A 14,928-nucleotide genomic window follows, 5' to 3' on the forward strand; every position below is an offset into this window, starting at 1 on the left:
GGGGCCGGGCGCGACGGCGCCCGGCGTCCAGGTGCGCCCCGGCTCAGGGCGCGCGGTTCAGGGCGCCCGGTTCAGGGCGCCCGGTTCAGTGCGCCCGGTTCAGTGCGCCTTGGTGAGGCTGAGACGGCGCCGCATGAGGTCGGCCACGGCCTCGGCCAGGACGACGGGGTCGATGGGCTGCGCGACGACGGCGTCGGCACGGGACCAGTTGGCCAGCCAGCGATCGTCCCTGCGGGCGATCAGCAGCAGGATCGGGGGGCAGTTGTGCACCTCGTCCTTGGCCTGCCGGCTGACCCCCATCCCGCCGGCCGGCTGCGCCTCGCCGTCGAGGACGGCGATGTCGATGTCGCCGGAGTCGAGGTGCTTGATCACGGCCGGCTGGGTCGCGCACTCGACGATCTCGACGAGGGGCACGTCCGCGGCGGGGCGCCGCCCGATGGCCAGCCGCACCTTCTCCCGGGTGCTTGCGTCGTCGCTGTAGACGAGAACCCTCATTTCACGCTCACTGTCGAATCGCGGGGTATGGTCATCGTGATGCTACCGGCGCGGCTGCAGGGCTCGCAGCCCCGGGGCGATTGCGATGACATGCCCGTTTCGCAGGCGCAGATGGACCCTAGCGGGGGGTCGTGGGGCGACCCGACCTGGGGAGCCGCAATAATGCTGGGCGTGGCGACAGCATCCGCAATTACTACGACGACGAGACCGCACGGTTCCAGCCGGCCGAACCTGGTTCAGGTCGGCACCATCGTGTGGTTGTCCTCTGAGCTCATGTTCTTCGCGGCGCTGTTCGCGATGTACTTCACCATCCGGTCGGTCAGCCTGGGGCAGGGCACTCACTGGCCCGAGGCGGACCTCAACGTCCCGTTCGCGACCTTCAACACGACCGTCCTGGTTCTGTCGAGCGTCACGTGCCAGCTGGGCGTGTGGGCCGTCGAGAAAGGCCAGGTCAAGAAGCTGCGATTCTGGTATGTCGTAAGCTTCCTGATGGGTGCGTTCTTCGTGGGCGGACAGCTCTGGGAGTACGGGCACCTGGCGGAGGAGGGTCACATCCTCTCGCACTCTCCGTACGACTCGGTGTTCTACCTGACCACGGGCTTCCATGGCTTGCACGTGACGGGTGGTCTGATCGCGTTCCTGTTCATCCTGGGACGCACGTACGCCGCGAAGCGCTTGACGTATGAGCAGCAGACCAGCGCGATCGTCGTGTCCTACTACTGGCACTTCGTCGACGTGGTCTGGATCGGCCTTTTCGCGACCATCTACATCATCAAATGATCGGAACGGGGATTTCGGTGAACTCCATCACCGCCCGACGGCGCCATCCCCTCGCGCGAGTCGCCGTCGTGGCGCTCGCGCTGGGCCTGCTCGGCGGCGGCTACGCGCTCGCGGCGCCGAACGGCAGCACCGCGGACGCCGCGATCGCGTCCGGCAAGGCCGACGACGTGGCGCAGGGCAAGAGCCTGTTCGTGGCGCACTGCGCGAGCTGCCACGGCATGAACGCCGAGGGCACCAACAAGGCTCCGACGCTCATCGGCGTCGGAGCCGCCGCCGTGAACTTCCAGGTGAGCAGCGGCCGCATGCCGGCCGCCGACGCGGGTCCCCAGGCTCCGCGCAAGCCGCGCCCCGAGTGGGCGACCGACCAGGCCGTCGACCAGCTCGCGGCGTACGTCCAGTCGCTGGGCGGCGGCCCGACGGTGCCCAGCGCCGAGCAGGTCGACCCGGCCAAGGGCGACCCGGCCAAGGGCGGCGAGCTCTTCCGCGCCAACTGCATCCAGTGCCACAACTTCGTGGGCGCCGGCGGGGCGCTGACCTACGGCAAGTACGCGCCGCCGCTGAACCCGGCGACGCCGACGCAGATCTACGAGGCGATGGCCACCGGCCCGCAGGCGATGCCGGTGTTCAACGACTCGACGATCACGCCGGAGCAGAAGCGTGACATGATCGCGTACATCACCCACGTGCGGTCGCAGGTCGACCCGGGCGGTTCGGGTCTGGGCCGTATCGGCCCCGTCACCGAGGGCCTTGTAGCGTGGGTCGTGGGTCTCAGCCTCCTGATCCTGGCCTCCATCTGGATCACAGCGAAGAAGCGACGTGCGGCATGACAGAGCAGAACGAGTTCCCCGAGAGCGGCCGGGTGCCCACGCGCGTCCTCGGCACACCGCCCGCGGACGCGCCGATCGTCGACTCCGACCCGGTCCACGCGCCCGAGGGCGTTCCCGGTGTGATCCCGCAGGACCCGGTCCAGGCCCGCAAGGCCGAGCGCATCGTCGCTCTGCTGTTCCTGGTCACCTTCCTGGCCGGGGCCGGCTTCATCGCCTCGTACGTGATCTTCCAGGTCGGCACGATCGACAGGACGGCCACGTCGAACCTCGCGCTCGGCGGCACCCTGACCCTGGCCCTGCTCTCGCTGGCCGCGGGGCTCACGGTCTGGGTGCGGCGGATCATGCCGAAGTACAACCTCGTCCAGGAACGCCACGAGATGCGTTCCGACGACGAGACGCGTGAGTACGTCCGGGAGACCTTCCTCCAGGGCGCCGAGGAGAGCGGGTTCGTCAAGCACCGGCTGCTGCGCCGCACGCTGCTGCTGGCCGCCGCTCCGCTGGGCCTGGCCCCGCTGGTGCTGCTGAAGGACCTCGGCCCGCTGCCCGGGACCTCGCTCAGGCACACCGTCTGGGGCGAGCCCACCAAGGACGGCAAGCCGCGCCGCCTCGTGGTCGAGGGCTCCGGCCAGCCGATCCGCGCGGCCGACTTCAACTCGCCCGGCGGCATCCTCTCCGTGGTCCCCGAGGGCTACGAGGAGGACCTGAACGCCCTGGCCAAGGCGACGCTGATCCTGCTCAAGTTCCGTCCGGAGGAGCTCAAGTCCGGCACGAACCTGAACTGGACGCACGACGGCATCGTCGCCTACTCCAAGATCTGCACCCACGTGGGCTGTCCGGCGGCGCTCTACGAGCAGACGACGCACCACATCCTGTGCCCGTGCCACCAGTCGACCTTCGACGCGGCGGACGGGGCGAAGGTCGTCTTCGGCCCCGCCGCGCGGCCACTGCCGCAGCTCCCCATCGGAATCGACGAGGAGGGCTACCTCGTCGCGAAGTCCGACTTCGACGTCCCCGTCGGTCCCAGCTTCTGGGAGCGCGGCGACGCCGAAGCCGAAGTTAGGGAGAAAGCATCATGAACGCTCCCCCGAAGGCCATTACAGGCGTCTCGACGTTCGTCGACGACCGCATCGGCGCGGGGAACTTCCTCAAGCGCAACCTGAGGAAGATCTTCCCCGACCACTGGTCGTTCCTCCTGGGGGAGATCGCGCTCTACTCGTTCGTCATCCTGCTGCTGACCGGTACGTTCCTGACGTTCTGGTTCAAGCCGGGTATGGCCGAGACCACGTACACGGGCAGCTACGCCCCGCTGTACGGCGTGAAGATGTCGGAGGCCTACGCCTCGGCGCTGAACATCAGCTTCGACGTCCGCGGCGGTCTGCTCATGCGGCAGATCCACCACTGGGCGGCGCTGCTGTTCGTGGCCGGCATGACGGTGCACATGCTCCGGGTCTTCTTCACCGGCGCGTACCGCAAGCCTCGCGAGCTCAACTGGATCATCGGCATCCTCCTGCTCTCGCTGGCGCTCCTTGAGGGCCTCACCGGCTACTCCCTCCCCGACGACCTGCTCTCCGGCGCCGGTCTGCGGATCACCGAGGGCGTCATGCTGGCGATCCCGATCGTGGGCACCTACCTCCAGTTCTTCCTGTTCGGCGGCGAGTATCCGGGCCACGACGTCATCTCGCGGTTCTACTCGATCCACATCCTGCTGATCCCGGGCATCCTGCTCGCGCTCGTCTCGGCCCACATGATCCTGATGTGGGTGCAGAAGCACACGCAGATGCCGGGCAAGGGCAGGACCGAGAAGAACGTGGTGGGCGCCCCGTTCTATCCGGCCTTCATGATCAAGGCGGGCGCGTTCTTCCTGTTCACGTTCGGCGTCATCGCGCTGCTCGGCACGTTCGCCCAGATCAACCCGATCTGGCTGTTCGGGCCGTACACGCCGGCGGACATCTCGGCCGGTTCCCAGCCCGACTGGTACATGGGCTTCCTGGAGGGCGCGCTGCGTCTCATGCCGGCCTGGGAGATCAACTTCCTCGGCCACACGGTGACGTTCAGCGTGCTGATCCCGGCGCTGGTGCCACTGGGCATCGTCATGACGGGCCTGGCGCTCTATCCGTTCCTGGAGCAGTGGGTCACGGGCGACCGCCGCGAGCACCACGTCGCCGACCGGCCGCGCAACAACCCGCACCGTACGGCCATCGGCATCTCGGGCATCACCTTCTACGGCATCCTGTGGCTGCTGGGCGCCAACGACGAGATCTCGGCGAACTTCCACATCAGCCTGTACACGACGACCTGGTTCGGACGGATCGCGATCTTCGTCGGCCCGGCCATCGCCTACTGGATCACCTACCGGATGTGCATCGGCCTTCAGCGCAAGGACGCCGAGGTGCTGTCCCACGGCGTGGAGTCCGGCGTCATCAAGCGGATGCCGAACGGCCAGTACATCGAGGTCCACACCCCGCCGGCGGAGGACATCGCCGAGCACATCCGCGGCAAGAAGGAGATCCCGGTGCTCGAGAGCGCCGAGGACGGCGAGGGCATCCCGCCCAAGGGCGCCCGCAGCGCCCTCGGCCGGCTCCGGGCCAAGATGAGCGAGGCGTACGGCACCGACCACGTGCCGCTGACCGACGGCCACCACGAGGAGGGCCACGAGGGGGAGCACGCGGGCGTCGGCGCCGGCGACCGCAAGGAGCTCCACTGACGGGCGCCTGACCTACCGGCACGAAGCGGCCCGGCAGGGGGAACCACTCCCCCGCCGGGCCGTTGCGTTTTGCGGCTCAGGGGGCCGGGGTGACGAGGCCGGCCTCGTAGGCGATGATGACGAGCCGCACGCGGTCGCGGGCGCCGAGCTTGGCGAGCAGCCGCGTCACGTACGTCTTCACGGTGGCGGCGCTGATGAACAGCTCGGCGGCGATCTCCGCGTTGGACAGGCCGCGCCCGACGAGGGTCAGCACCTCGGCCTCCCGCTCGGTGAGCCCCAGGCCCGGCCGGGTCCTTGTGCCGGGCCTGGGGCCGGGCGCGGGACGGCCCGCGAACTCCTCGATCAGCCGGCGGGTCACGCGCGGCGCGATCAGGGCCTCCCCGGCGGCGACCACCCGGATCGCGGCGAGGATGTCGTCCAGCGCCATGTCCTTGACGAGGAACCCGGACGCCCCGGCGCGCAGCGCGCCGTAGACGTACTCGTCGTCGTCGAAGGTCGTCAGGACGAGCACCTGGGCGCCGCAGCCCTCGGTGATCAGCCGGGTGGCCTCGATCCCGTCCATGCCGGGCATGCGGATGTCCATCACGACGACGTCGGGACCGAGCTCCTCCGCCATCCGCACCGCCTCGGCGCCGGTGCCCGCCTCCCCGGCCATGCCGAGGCCGGGCGCGTCGGCGATGACCATCTGCAGGGCGGCGCGGATCAGCGGCTGGTCGTCGGCGAGCAGCACGCGGACGGTCATCGCACTCCCGCCGGAACGGGCAGCCGAGCCTCGACCCGGAAGCCTCCCTCGGGACGCGGCCCGGCGGCGAAGGTCCCGTGCAGGACGCCGACCCGCTCGCGCATCCCGATCAGGCCGTACCCTCCCCCGGTGTCGCCGCCGCGCCCGTCGTCGAGCACCTCGATGCGCACCTCGTCGTCCCGGTAGTCGATCGACACCCGGCACGACGCCGTGCCCGCGTGACGCACCACGTTGGTGACGGCCTCCTGGACGATGCGGTAGGCCGACACGTCGATCTCCGGCGGCAGTGGACGAGGCTCTCCCAGCCGGCGCACGTCGACCCGTACGCCCGCCTGCGTGGTCGCGGCGGCCAGCCGGTCGACGTCGGCGAGGCCGGACCCCCTTTCCAAGGATGCGGTCTCCAGCGCTCCCGGTGACGCCGGACGCCCCTGCTCGGAGCCGCGCAGTCCGCCGAGCATCCGGCGCAGCCCCGACAGCGTCTGGCGGCCGGCCGTCTCGATCTCGCCGAGCGCGTCCCGTGCCCGCTCCGGCCGGGTGTCGATGACCCGCCGCGCGGCGCCTGCCTGCAGGGCGATGACGCCGATGCTGTGGGCGACCATGTCGTGCAGGTCACGGGCGATCCTGAGCCGCTCGTCGCTGACCGCCTGGGCCGCCGCGCGGGCGCGCAGCTCCTCGGCGTGCTCGCGCGACTCACGCACCGAGTCGCCGAGCAGCCAGGCGATGACGGTCGTGAGGGCCACGGCGGTCTCGGACGACACCCCGATCGGCCACCCGCACAGCAGCCGCACCGCCAGATAGCCGCCCAGCGTGGCGATGGCCATGACGACTGCGGCGAGGCCGGTTCCGCGCGGCCGCTCGGCGGCGATGAAGAACACCGCGACCTCGGCCGCGAGGAACTGCGCCAGCGGAATCTCCGCCTCGCCCAGGGGCAGCGTCCCGAGAGCGGACGCGGCGAGCACCAGCACCAGGGCCGGCACCGGGCGGCGGCGCAGCAGGGCGCCGCAGGCCAGCGCGAGTGCGGTGGCCATCGCCATGTTGACCAGGCCGTCCCAGCGGAAGAACTGGGCCGCGGGGCGCGCGGCGGGATACCACTCTCCGGGCAGCTGCAGTCGCATCAGGAACGTGAACGCCATGCCCCCGAACCAGGCGAGGACCACCCATGCTCCGGGAGGCAGCCGCTTCAACAGGGGGCTCGGGGGTGCGACCGGCATGCCCAGAGCGTAACCGAGTGTCCGATTCACCGGCATCCGACCAGGGGTTTACATCCACGGTCTGACCAGTGCCGCGGCGAATGTCACTGACCGTCCGATGTGGTGCGGCCTCACCTCACGGCACCGTGAACCGGGTGATCGACACCATCCAGTCTGCGGACGCCGACGACCGGCCGCCGGCGCCTCTCGCCCACGGCGGCACGGGCGAACGCCGCCGCCCGCTCGCACGCCTCCACCGTGGCCCGCGCGCGCTCTTCCGCCCCGGCCCGGCCTGGGGGCGGCTGCGCCGGGGGCTGCTCGCCGCGATCGCCGCCGCCGCGATCGCCGTCCCGGTGACCGGCGCGGCGCGCCCCGAGGCGGTCTCCGCGCCCGCCCCGCCCCGCCTGGCCCCACTGCGGGCCGTGACCGCCGCGAGCCTGGCCGAGCGATACACCGCCACCCGCGGCGCGATCGAGACGGCGATGCGGACCGCCACGGCCGCCGGTCACCGATGGCGGGCCGCGATGCTGCGGGCGATGGCCGACCCCGCCCGGCGCTTCCTGTCCTTCGACGGCCGCGACGGCGGCCGGACCGCCGAGGTGTTCGGCGACCTGGCGACGGCCGACCGGATCGCGGTGATCGTCCCCGGTTCCGGCACCGGCCTCGACACGTACGGGCTCCTGCGGGGCGGCTCGATGCGGCTGCAGCGGGCGCTCGGCGACCGGGGTGCCGTCGTCGCCTGGCTCGGCTACCGGCCCCCGAGCGTCGTCAGTCTCCAGGCGCTGACTCCCGGCCGTGCCGACGAGGCCGTTCCCGCGCTGCGCGCCTTCGTCCGCGAGCTGGCCCGGCTCAGGCCCGCCGCCCGCATCGGCCTGCTGTGTCACTCGTACGGAAGCGTGCTGTGCGGCCGGGCCGCGCCCGGGCTGGAGGTCGCGGACATCATCCTGTGCGGCAGCCCCGGCGCGGGCGTGGACGACGTGGCGGCGATGCGCACCCCGGCGGCGGTGTGGGCCGCACGCGGCACCGGAGACTGGGTCGCCGATCTGCCGCACGCGGCGGTGCGCCTGCCCTTCGGCACGATCGGGCTCGGCGAGGATCCCCTGGCCCCCCGGTTCGGCGCCCGGATCTTCGCCGCGGGCGACGGCGGTCACAGCGACTATCTGGTTGACGGATCGCCCGCGCTGGCGAACATCGCCCGGGTCCTGTCGGGGCATGCTCCCACCGGAGTGAGCCATGCTTCGTGACCTCGTCCAGCGCGTCGAGGAGGCGACACCCGCCGGGCGCGACCGGGCCGTCGACGCGCTGCGCGCCCTCGCCATCGCCGGTGTGGTGGCCGGACACTGGCTGGTGACCGCCCCCGTCGCCGACAGCGGCGTGCTGCGCGTCACCAGCCCGTTGAAGTACATGCCGCAGCTCGCGCCCGTCTCCTGGCTGTTCCAGACCATGGCCGTGTTCTTCTTCGTGGGCGGGCGGGTGGCCGTCGAGAGCCATGTCCGTGTGCGGGCCCGGGGCGAGGGCCACGGGCGGTGGGCCGCCGCCCGGATGGCCCGCCTGTTCCGCCCGGTGGTGCCCCTGGTGGGGGTGTGGAGCGCGGCGGCGGTGGCGATGCTCGCGTGGGGGGCAGATCCGGGGACCGTCTACGCGCTGGTCAAGCTGGTGTGGTCGCCGATGTGGTTCCTGCTGGTCTTCGCCGCGCTGACGGCGGCGACCCCGCTCGCCGCCCGGCTGCACCCGGTGTGGCCGCTCGCCGCCGTCGCGCTGGCCGACCTCGTCAGGTTCGGCCTGGACGGGCCCTCCTGGACGCAGGAAGTGGGCTGGATCAACGTGGGGACCGGCTGGCTGGTGCCGTACTGTCTGGGCGCCCTGTGGGCGCGCGGGCGGCTGGACGGCCGCCTGACAGGGTGGGCGCTGCTGCTCGGCGGGGCCGCCGCCACGGCCGTTCTCGTCGTATGGGCCGCCTATCCGGCGTCCATGGTCGGCGTGCCGGGCGCGCCGGTCTCCAACCAGTCCCCGCCCACGCTCGCGGCCGCCGCGTTCGGGCTCGCCCAGTGCGGGGCGGCCCTGCTGCTGGCCGGGCCGCTGCGGGGGCTTCTGCGCCGCCCCGCCGCCTGGGCGCTGGTGGCGGTGGCCAACCTCTCCGCGATGACGATCTTTCTGTGGCACCAGACCGCGATGATCGTGGTGACCGTGACGGCCCTGCGGCTCGCGGGCGGCCCGCTGACCGGGCTGCACACCGTCCCCGCCGATCCCGGCTGGGTGGTCGCACGGCTGGCGTGGCTGCCGGCGTTCGCGGCGGCCCTGGCCGTGTGCGTGGCGGCCTTCCGCCGCCACGAGAGGCGCCGCCCGTACGGCCGTGCGGTCAGAGGCTCTCGGCGGGAGCGGCACGCAGGCGGCTCCGCTTGAGCCACTGCGGCCAGGAGTCCTGCCAGTAGCTCCAGCCGTTGGTCGCCTCCAGCCTGCGCGGCGTCCCCGTCACGATGACCGGGTCGCCGATCAGAGTGTTGTTCTTGAACCACTTGGCGTTCTCCGGGCTGACGTTCACGCAGCCGTGGCTGACGTTGGAGTTGCCCTGGTCGCCGACGGACCACGGAGCGCCGTGGACGTACTCGCCGGTGTTGGAGATGCGGACGCTGTTGTACACCGTCGTCTGGTAGTAGCCGGCCTGTCCGGGGCCCGCGTCCGGCGACGTCATGACCGTGACGTCCTCCCTGGACATCGCCACGTGGATGCCGCTGGTGGTGTGGTGGCGAAGCACGTCGCCCATGCCCGCGCTGATCGGCATGTTCTTGATCTGCTTGCCGTCCCGCTCGATCTTCATGTGGTGCGTCTGGGTGTTGGCGACGCTGATCTGCGAGCGGCCGATCTCGAAGTCCCTGACGTAGTCCTGCTTGCCGTACATGCCCTCGCCGCCCCTGACGCCGGCCAGGCGCGCGGTGACGCGGACCTTCGTGTACGTCGGCCAGTACTTCTCCGGACGGAAGACCACGTTCTTGTCGTCGAGCCAGTGCCAGGCGCCCTCGATGGGCTTGGACGCCCGCACGATCAGGTTGCGCTCGACGGACACCCGGTCGGTGACCGGCTTGTCGAAGGTGATGATGATCGGCATGCCGACGCCGACCGTCAGGCCTGTGTCCTGCTTGTCGGGCAGCAGGGTGGAGATGCCGAAGGTCTTGGCGGCCTGCTTCGTGGTGAAGCGGACGGTCCTGGTCGTCGAGCCGCCGGGGCCCGCCGCCTTCGCCTCGACGCTGTAGGCCGTCCCCGGGGCCATGGAGCGCTCGCTGCGCCACTGGGTGCGGTCGGGGCTGAAGACGCCCGCGACGGGCTTTCCCCCGGCCTGTACGGCCACATGGGTGAGCGTGCCGCCCGCCGTGCCGATCAGGATCGGCAGCTCGGGCGGCAGGCCGGCCGCGCCGTCGAGCGGGCTGATGCTGATCGCCGTCCGTGGACCTTGGTCCTCGTCCCGCCCGCTCGACATGGAACATCCGGCAACCATCACGAGAAGGGCCAGCGCCCCCGCCCCAGCACGCACGTCCGTCCCCCTAGCGTCGCTTTCCGGGGGTTATTCCCTGATGACGTACCGTTCGGGCAGTCCGGGGACCGCATGGCGGCAAAGAACGCGGACGGCCGGCCGGCGAGATCGCCGACCGGCCGTCAGAGGCGTTTCACGCGCTCAGTGCGAGAAGTTGCCCCGGTAGTACTGGAACACGAACCCGATCATGCTCATGACGGTGCAGAACACGCCGATGAAGAACAGCCACCAGCCGACCGCGAAGCCGAAGAACGTGAGCGCGGCCGACAGGCACACGAACAGCGGCCACCAGCTGTGCGGGCTGTAGAAGCCGATCTCGCCCGCGCCGTCGCTGATCTCGGCCTCCTTGTTGTCCTCCGGCTGGTCGCCGATGCGGCGCGCCGTGAACAGCAGGTAGTAGCCGATCATGAAGGCCAGGCCGACGGAGATCGCCATGGCGGTGGTGCCGGTCGGCTCCTTGGACCAGAACCAGTAGACCACGTCCGCGGCGGCGAAGAAGAGGCCGCAGAGCAGGAACATCCATCCCTGGATCTTCATCGGGACTCCTCCACCAGCTCAGGCTTGGCGGTGATGTGCGGGTACTTGAGGTCGAACGCCGGGCGCTCGGACCGGATCCGAGGCAGCGACGTGAAGTTGTGCCGCGGCGGCGGGCAGGAGGTCGCCCACTCGAGCGAACCGCCGAAGCCCCAGGGGTCGTCCACCGTGACCTTCGGCGCCTTCCGCCACGTCACCCACACGTTGTAGAAGAACGGCAGGGTGGACAGGCCGAGCAGGAGCGCGCCGGCCGAGGAGACCATGTTCAGGTCGGTGAAGCCGTCGCTCGCCGAGTAGTCGGCGTAGCGCCGGGGGAAGCCGATGACGCCCAGCCAGTGCTGCACCAGGAAGGTCAGGTGGAAGCCGAAGAACAGCAGCCAGAAGTGGAGCTTGCCGATCTTGTCGTTCAGCATCTTGCCGGTGAACTTGGGCCACCAGAAGTAGAACCCGGCGAACATCGCGAACACCACGGTGCCGAAGACCACGTAGTGGAAGTGGGCCACGACGAAGTAGGTGTCGCTGATGTGGAAGTCCAGCGGCGGCGACGCCAGGATGACGCCGGTCAGACCGCCGAACAGGAAGGTCACCAGGAAGCCGACCGCGAACAGCATCGGCGACTCGAACGACAGGTGTCCCCGCCACATGGTGCCGATCCAGTTGAAGAACTTCACACCGGTCGGCACGGCGATGAGGAACGTCATGAACGAGAAGAACGGCAGCAGCACCTGCCCGGTCACGAACATGTGGTGGGCCCACACGGTGACCGACAGGCCCGCGATGGCGATGGTCGCGCCAACCAGGCCGATGTAACCGAAGATCGGCTTGCGGCTGAAGACCGGAAGGATCTCGGTGATGATGCCGAAGAACGGCAGCGCGATGATGTAGACCTCGGGGTGACCGAAGAACCAGAACAGGTGCTGCCACAGCATCGCCCCGCCCGTGGGCGAGTCGAAGATGTGCGCGCCCAGCTTGCGGTCGGCCTCAAGGGCGAGCAGCGCGGCCGCCAGGACCGGGAAGGCCAGCAGCACCAGGATGCTGGTCAGCAGGATGTTCCAGGTGAAGATCGGCATCCGGAACATCGTCATGCCGGGGGCCCGCATGGTCAGGATCGTGGTGATGAAGTTCACCGCGCCGAGGATCGTGCCCAGACCGGACATCGCCAGGCCCAGGACCCACAGGTCGCTGCCGAGGCCCGGCGAGGTCACCGCGTTCGACAGCGGCGCGTACGCCGTCCAGCCGAACGACGCGGACCCGTTCGGGGTGAAGAAGCCGGAGACGGCGATCACGCTGCCGAACAGGTAGAGCCAGTAGCTCACCATGTTCAGGCGGGGGAACGCCACGTCGGGCGCGCCGATCTGCAGCGGCATCAGCTCGTTGGCGAAGCCGGCGAACAGCGGCGTCGCGAACATGAGCAGCATGATCGTGCCGTGCATCGTGAACAGCTGGTTGAACTGCTCGTTGGACACCATCTGCAGCCCGGGCTGCGCGAGCTCGGCCCGCATCACCAACGCCATGAGGCCGCCGATGAGGAAGAACACGAACGACGTGATCAGGTAGAGGTGCCCGATCACCTTGTGGTCGGTCGAGGACAGCCATTTGGCGATGACCGTGCCCTTGCGGTACGGCCGCGCGGCGAGGCCGACCGGTTGCTGGATGGCGGTCACTGCGCACTCCCCGCCTGGCTCTTGATGTACTGGTCGAACTCGGCCTGCGGGACGAGCTTCACGGAGAACAGCATCTTGCTGTGGTCGGTGCCGCAGAGCTCGGCGCATCGGCCGACGAAGACGCCCGTCTTGTCGAGCGTCGTGATCTGGAACTTGTTGTGCACGTTGCCCGGGAAGACGTCCTGCTTGAACAGGAACGCCGGCACCCAGAACGAGTGGATGACGTCGGGCGAGTGCAGGTCGAACTGGACCTGGGTGTTGACCGGCAGCACGAGCTGCGGACCCTGCGGGTTCTCCGCGCTCTGCTTGCTGAGGTCGACCGGCACGCCCGCGACCACGGCCTTCTGGCCCTGGTATTCGGTCGTGAACCGCCAGCTCCACTGGTAGCCCTCGACGGCCACCTTGACCGGGGCGTCCTTGGTGATCCGCGTGATCTCGGTCTCGTCACGGGCCGTGAAGTAGAAGAAGACCGCGACCATGATGACCGGGACCACCGTGTAGAGGATCTCGATCGGCAGGTTGTAGCGCACCTGCGGAGGCAGCTGATCGGGGCTGTTCTTCTTCTTCCGATGGAAGATGCACGCCCACAGGATCAGTCCCCAGACGACCACACCGGTGGCGAGAGCCGCGATCCAGCTCCCGTTCCAGAGCGTCTGGACGATGCCGGCCTGCTTGGTGACACCTTCCGGCATGCCCCCACGGGACCACTGATCGATCGCCTGGTTGCTACACGCCGTCCCGGACGCCACCAGCAGCGCCAGGGCGGCGGCTCCGGGCAACCGGCGGCGTGCCCACGGTCGCCGTGTCGTACGGCGGGTCGGACTCACGGATCGCCTACCCCACAGATGAAGCCCAAGAGTTCCTCTCCTGGGCGGTTTTTCCAATTGACCATTGGGTGAGACCTGCGCCAACCTTGCGGCCGGTCTGCCCTTTACTTGGTTGAGTTCACGCTGGGGGACACATTAGCGCGGACCGGCGCCGCCCCTCTGAGCAGCCCCCGTTAATGTCCTAACTGTGGCCTACCTGGACGCGGCTTCGACCGAACCTCTCCATCCCGCGGCCCGTGACGCCTTGCTGGCGGCGATCGACGCCGGTTGGGCCGATCCCGCCCGCCTGTACGGCACGGCGCGCCGGGCCCAGATGTTACTGGAGCGCGCGCGGGCAGAGGTAGCCGAACTGATCGGCGCCCGGCCCGACGAAGTGTCGTTCACCGCCTCGGGGACGCAGGCGGTGCACCTCGGCGTGCTCGGCACGCTGGCCGGCCGCCGCCGGACCGGGACCCGCCTGGTGGCGGGCGCCGTCGAGCACTCCAGCGTCCTGCACGCGGGCGCCCTCCACGAGCGCGACGGCGGGGAGCTGGAGATCGTGGGCGTGAGCCGTACGGGCCGGGTGGACGCGGACGCCTTCGCCGAGGCCGTCGCGCGCCCCGGCACGGCCCTGGCGTGCCTGCAGACGGCCAACCACGAGGTGGGGACCCTCCAGCCGGTCGAGGAGGCGGCGCGGGCCTGCCGGGAGGCGGGCGTGCCGCTGCTGGTCGACGCCGCGCAGTCGGTGGGCCGCCTGCCGGTCCCCGAGGGCTGGTCGGTCCTGACCGCGAGCGCGCACAAGTGGGGCGGCCCGGCCGGGGTGGGCGTGCTGGCGCTGCGCAAGGGCGTGCGGTGGCGCTCTCCCCTGCCCGAGGACGAGCGCGAACGGCGGCGCGTGCCGGGGTTCGAGAACGTGCCCGCGATCGTGGCCGCCGCCGCGGCGCTGCGCGCCCGGGCCGAGGAGGCGGAGGCCGAGGGACGCCGGCTGTCCGCCCTGGTCGACAAGATCCGCACCGAGGTGCCCCGCCGGGTGCCCGATGTGGAGGTCGTCGGCGACGCGGTCCTGCGGCTGCCGCACATCGTCACCTTCTCCTGCCTGTACGTCGAGGGCGAGGCGCTGCTGACCGAGCTCGACAAGGCCGGTTTCGCCGTCTCGTCCGGGAGCTCCTGCACGGCGAGTACGCTTCGTCCATCGCATGTTCTGGAGGCAATGGGCGTGCTTACGCATGGGAATGTGCGGGTATCGCTGCCCCGTGGCGCGTCCGAGGACGACGTCGATCGTTTCCTCGCGGTGCTTCCGGACATCGTGCGGCGGATCCGGTCGAGCTTGGGGGTGCACTGATGTGGCGCAGACGGACGGGCGGCGCCCGGCGGTCTCCTGAGGCGGCTGCGGCCGAGCCCGCCCCGCCGGTCCAGCCGGCGGAGCCGCCCGCGCTGACGATCGACGCGCTCGGCCGCAAGTGCCCGATTCCGATCATCATGCTGGCCGAGCGGATCAACCAGGTGGCGATGGGCGGCGTGGTCGCCGTGCTGGCCGACGACCCCGCCGCGTTCACCGACGTCCCGGCCTGGTGCCGGTTGAAGTCACACGAGCACGTGGGGAGCTACGAGCTGCCGCAGGGCGGCTGGTCCATCCACGTGCGCCGCAACTACTGAG

General features: G+C 70.4%; 15 protein-coding genes. 8 read left to right on the forward strand and 7 right to left on the reverse strand.

Features of this window, described 5'->3' with window-relative positions:
- Positions 1-99: 99 nt before the first annotated feature.
- On the reverse strand, positions 100-495 hold the full coding sequence (locus tag FLX08_RS03790; RefSeq protein WP_142616767.1) for a response regulator transcription factor: 396 nt from the start codon (positions 493-495) through the stop codon (positions 100-102).
- A 162-nt stretch (positions 496-657) separates the two neighbouring features.
- On the opposite strand from FLX08_RS03790, the gene ctaE reads away from it, so the two are divergent.
- The 4 genes from ctaE to qcrB are packed head-to-tail and all read left to right on the forward strand — an operon-like array spanning position 658 to position 4,806.
- The gene (gene ctaE, locus FLX08_RS03795; RefSeq protein ID WP_030508904.1) at positions 658-1,275 is read left to right on the forward strand and encodes an aa3-type cytochrome oxidase subunit III; all 618 of its coding nucleotides are present in this window, start codon (positions 658-660) and stop codon (positions 1,273-1,275) included.
- Positions 1,276-1,292: 17 nt separating this feature from the next.
- Entirely contained in the window at positions 1,293-2,102 is an 810-nt protein-coding gene (gene qcrC / locus FLX08_RS03800; protein ID WP_142616768.1) for a cytochrome bc1 complex diheme cytochrome c subunit, read from the forward strand.
- Positions 2,099-3,178: a cytochrome bc1 complex Rieske iron-sulfur subunit gene (gene qcrA, locus FLX08_RS03805; protein WP_142616769.1), complete on the forward strand. Its 1,080-nt coding sequence runs from the start codon at positions 2,099-2,101 to the stop codon at positions 3,176-3,178. The genes qcrC and qcrA overlap by 4 nt, the downstream gene beginning before the upstream one ends.
- Complete coding sequence (qcrB, locus tag FLX08_RS03810; protein ID WP_142616770.1) at positions 3,175-4,806, forward strand: cytochrome bc1 complex cytochrome b subunit; 1,632 nt, start codon at positions 3,175-3,177, stop codon at positions 4,804-4,806. The genes qcrA and qcrB overlap by 4 nt, the downstream gene beginning before the upstream one ends.
- Before the next feature lie 76 nt (positions 4,807-4,882).
- Here the strand turns inward: qcrB and FLX08_RS03815 are convergent, their stop codons facing one another.
- Together FLX08_RS03815 and FLX08_RS03820 are read right to left on the reverse strand one after the other, a co-directional pair.
- Positions 4,883-5,548 carry a response regulator gene (locus FLX08_RS03815; RefSeq protein ID WP_142616771.1) on the reverse strand — a complete coding sequence of 222 codons (666 nt, stop codon included), beginning with the start codon at positions 5,546-5,548 and terminating at the stop codon, positions 4,883-4,885.
- A complete protein-coding gene (locus FLX08_RS03820) occupies positions 5,545-6,759 on the reverse strand; it encodes a sensor histidine kinase (RefSeq protein WP_142616772.1) in 1,215 nt (404 codons plus the stop codon). Before FLX08_RS03820 ends, FLX08_RS03815 begins: the two co-directional genes overlap by 4 nt.
- A gap of 134 nt (positions 6,760-6,893) precedes the next feature.
- Here FLX08_RS03820 and FLX08_RS03825 point away from each other — a divergent pair, with 134 nt between their 5' ends.
- Positions 6,894-7,982 carry an alpha/beta hydrolase gene (locus FLX08_RS03825; RefSeq protein ID WP_244312351.1) on the forward strand — a complete coding sequence of 363 codons (1,089 nt, stop codon included), beginning with the start codon at positions 6,894-6,896 and terminating at the stop codon, positions 7,980-7,982.
- Complete coding sequence (locus tag FLX08_RS03830) at positions 7,972-9,141, forward strand: acyltransferase family protein (protein WP_142616774.1); 1,170 nt, start codon at positions 7,972-7,974, stop codon at positions 9,139-9,141. The genes FLX08_RS03825 and FLX08_RS03830 overlap by 11 nt, the downstream gene beginning before the upstream one ends.
- On the opposite strand, the gene FLX08_RS03835 is transcribed toward FLX08_RS03830, so the two are convergent.
- The 4 genes from FLX08_RS03835 to ctaC all read right to left on the reverse strand — a co-directional run bounded on the left by FLX08_RS03835 (position 9,098) and on the right by ctaC (position 13,292).
- Positions 9,098-10,213: a L,D-transpeptidase gene (locus FLX08_RS03835; RefSeq protein WP_244312353.1), complete on the reverse strand. Its 1,116-nt coding sequence runs from the start codon at positions 10,211-10,213 to the stop codon at positions 9,098-9,100. The genes FLX08_RS03830 and FLX08_RS03835 overlap by 44 nt on opposite strands.
- Positions 10,214-10,408: 195 nt before the next feature.
- Positions 10,409-10,804 carry a cytochrome c oxidase subunit 4 gene (locus tag FLX08_RS03840; protein WP_142616776.1) on the reverse strand — a complete coding sequence of 132 codons (396 nt, stop codon included), beginning with the start codon at positions 10,802-10,804 and terminating at the stop codon, positions 10,409-10,411.
- A complete protein-coding gene (gene ctaD, locus FLX08_RS03845; protein ID WP_244312355.1) occupies positions 10,801-12,465 on the reverse strand; it encodes an aa3-type cytochrome oxidase subunit I in 1,665 nt (554 codons plus the stop codon). Before ctaD ends, FLX08_RS03840 begins: the two co-directional genes overlap by 4 nt.
- Positions 12,462-13,292, reverse strand: coding sequence for an aa3-type cytochrome oxidase subunit II (ctaC, locus tag FLX08_RS03850; RefSeq protein ID WP_142616778.1), 831 nt, complete (start codon positions 13,290-13,292; stop codon positions 12,462-12,464). The genes ctaD and ctaC overlap by 4 nt, the downstream gene beginning before the upstream one ends.
- Before the next feature lie 187 nt (positions 13,293-13,479).
- Between ctaC and FLX08_RS03855 the strand changes: the two genes are divergently transcribed.
- Both FLX08_RS03855 and FLX08_RS40385 read left to right on the forward strand, forming a co-directional pair.
- A complete protein-coding gene (locus FLX08_RS03855) occupies positions 13,480-14,613 on the forward strand; it encodes a cysteine desulfurase family protein (RefSeq protein ID WP_142616779.1) in 1,134 nt (377 codons plus the stop codon).
- Complete coding sequence (locus FLX08_RS40385; protein WP_167530262.1) at positions 14,613-14,927, forward strand: sulfurtransferase TusA family protein; 315 nt, start codon at positions 14,613-14,615, stop codon at positions 14,925-14,927. Before FLX08_RS03855 ends, FLX08_RS40385 begins: the two co-directional genes overlap by 1 nt.
- The last annotated feature ends 1 nt before the right edge of the window (position 14,928 follow it).

Origin of the sequence: Microbispora hainanensis (assembly GCF_006874475.1) — a bacterium.
Taxonomy (GTDB): domain Bacteria; phylum Actinomycetota; class Actinomycetes; order Streptosporangiales; family Streptosporangiaceae; genus Microbispora; species Microbispora hainanensis.

Coding starts and splice junctions, on each gene's coding strand:
- FLX08_RS03790 (WP_142616767.1), bottom strand. CDS start 495: ATGAGGGTTCTCGTCTACAGCGACGACGCAAGCACCCGGGAGAAGGTG.
- ctaE (WP_030508904.1), top strand. CDS start 658: ATGCTGGGCGTGGCGACAGCATCCGCAATTACTACGACGACGAGACCG.
- qcrA (WP_142616769.1), top strand. CDS start 2,099: ATGACAGAGCAGAACGAGTTCCCCGAGAGCGGCCGGGTGCCCACGCGC.
- qcrB (WP_142616770.1), top strand. CDS start 3,175: ATGAACGCTCCCCCGAAGGCCATTACAGGCGTCTCGACGTTCGTCGAC.
- FLX08_RS03815 (WP_142616771.1), bottom strand. CDS start 5,548: ATGACCGTCCGCGTGCTGCTCGCCGACGACCAGCCGCTGATCCGCGCC.
- FLX08_RS03820 (WP_142616772.1), bottom strand. CDS start 6,759: ATGCCGGTCGCACCCCCGAGCCCCCTGTTGAAGCGGCTGCCTCCCGGA.
- FLX08_RS03830 (WP_142616774.1), top strand. CDS start 7,972: ATGCTTCGTGACCTCGTCCAGCGCGTCGAGGAGGCGACACCCGCCGGG.
- FLX08_RS03835 (WP_244312353.1), bottom strand. CDS start 10,213: ATGTCGAGCGGGCGGGACGAGGACCAAGGTCCACGGACGGCGATCAGC.
- FLX08_RS03840 (WP_142616776.1), bottom strand. CDS start 10,804: ATGAAGATCCAGGGATGGATGTTCCTGCTCTGCGGCCTCTTCTTCGCC.
- FLX08_RS40385 (WP_167530262.1), top strand. CDS start 14,613: ATGTGGCGCAGACGGACGGGCGGCGCCCGGCGGTCTCCTGAGGCGGCT.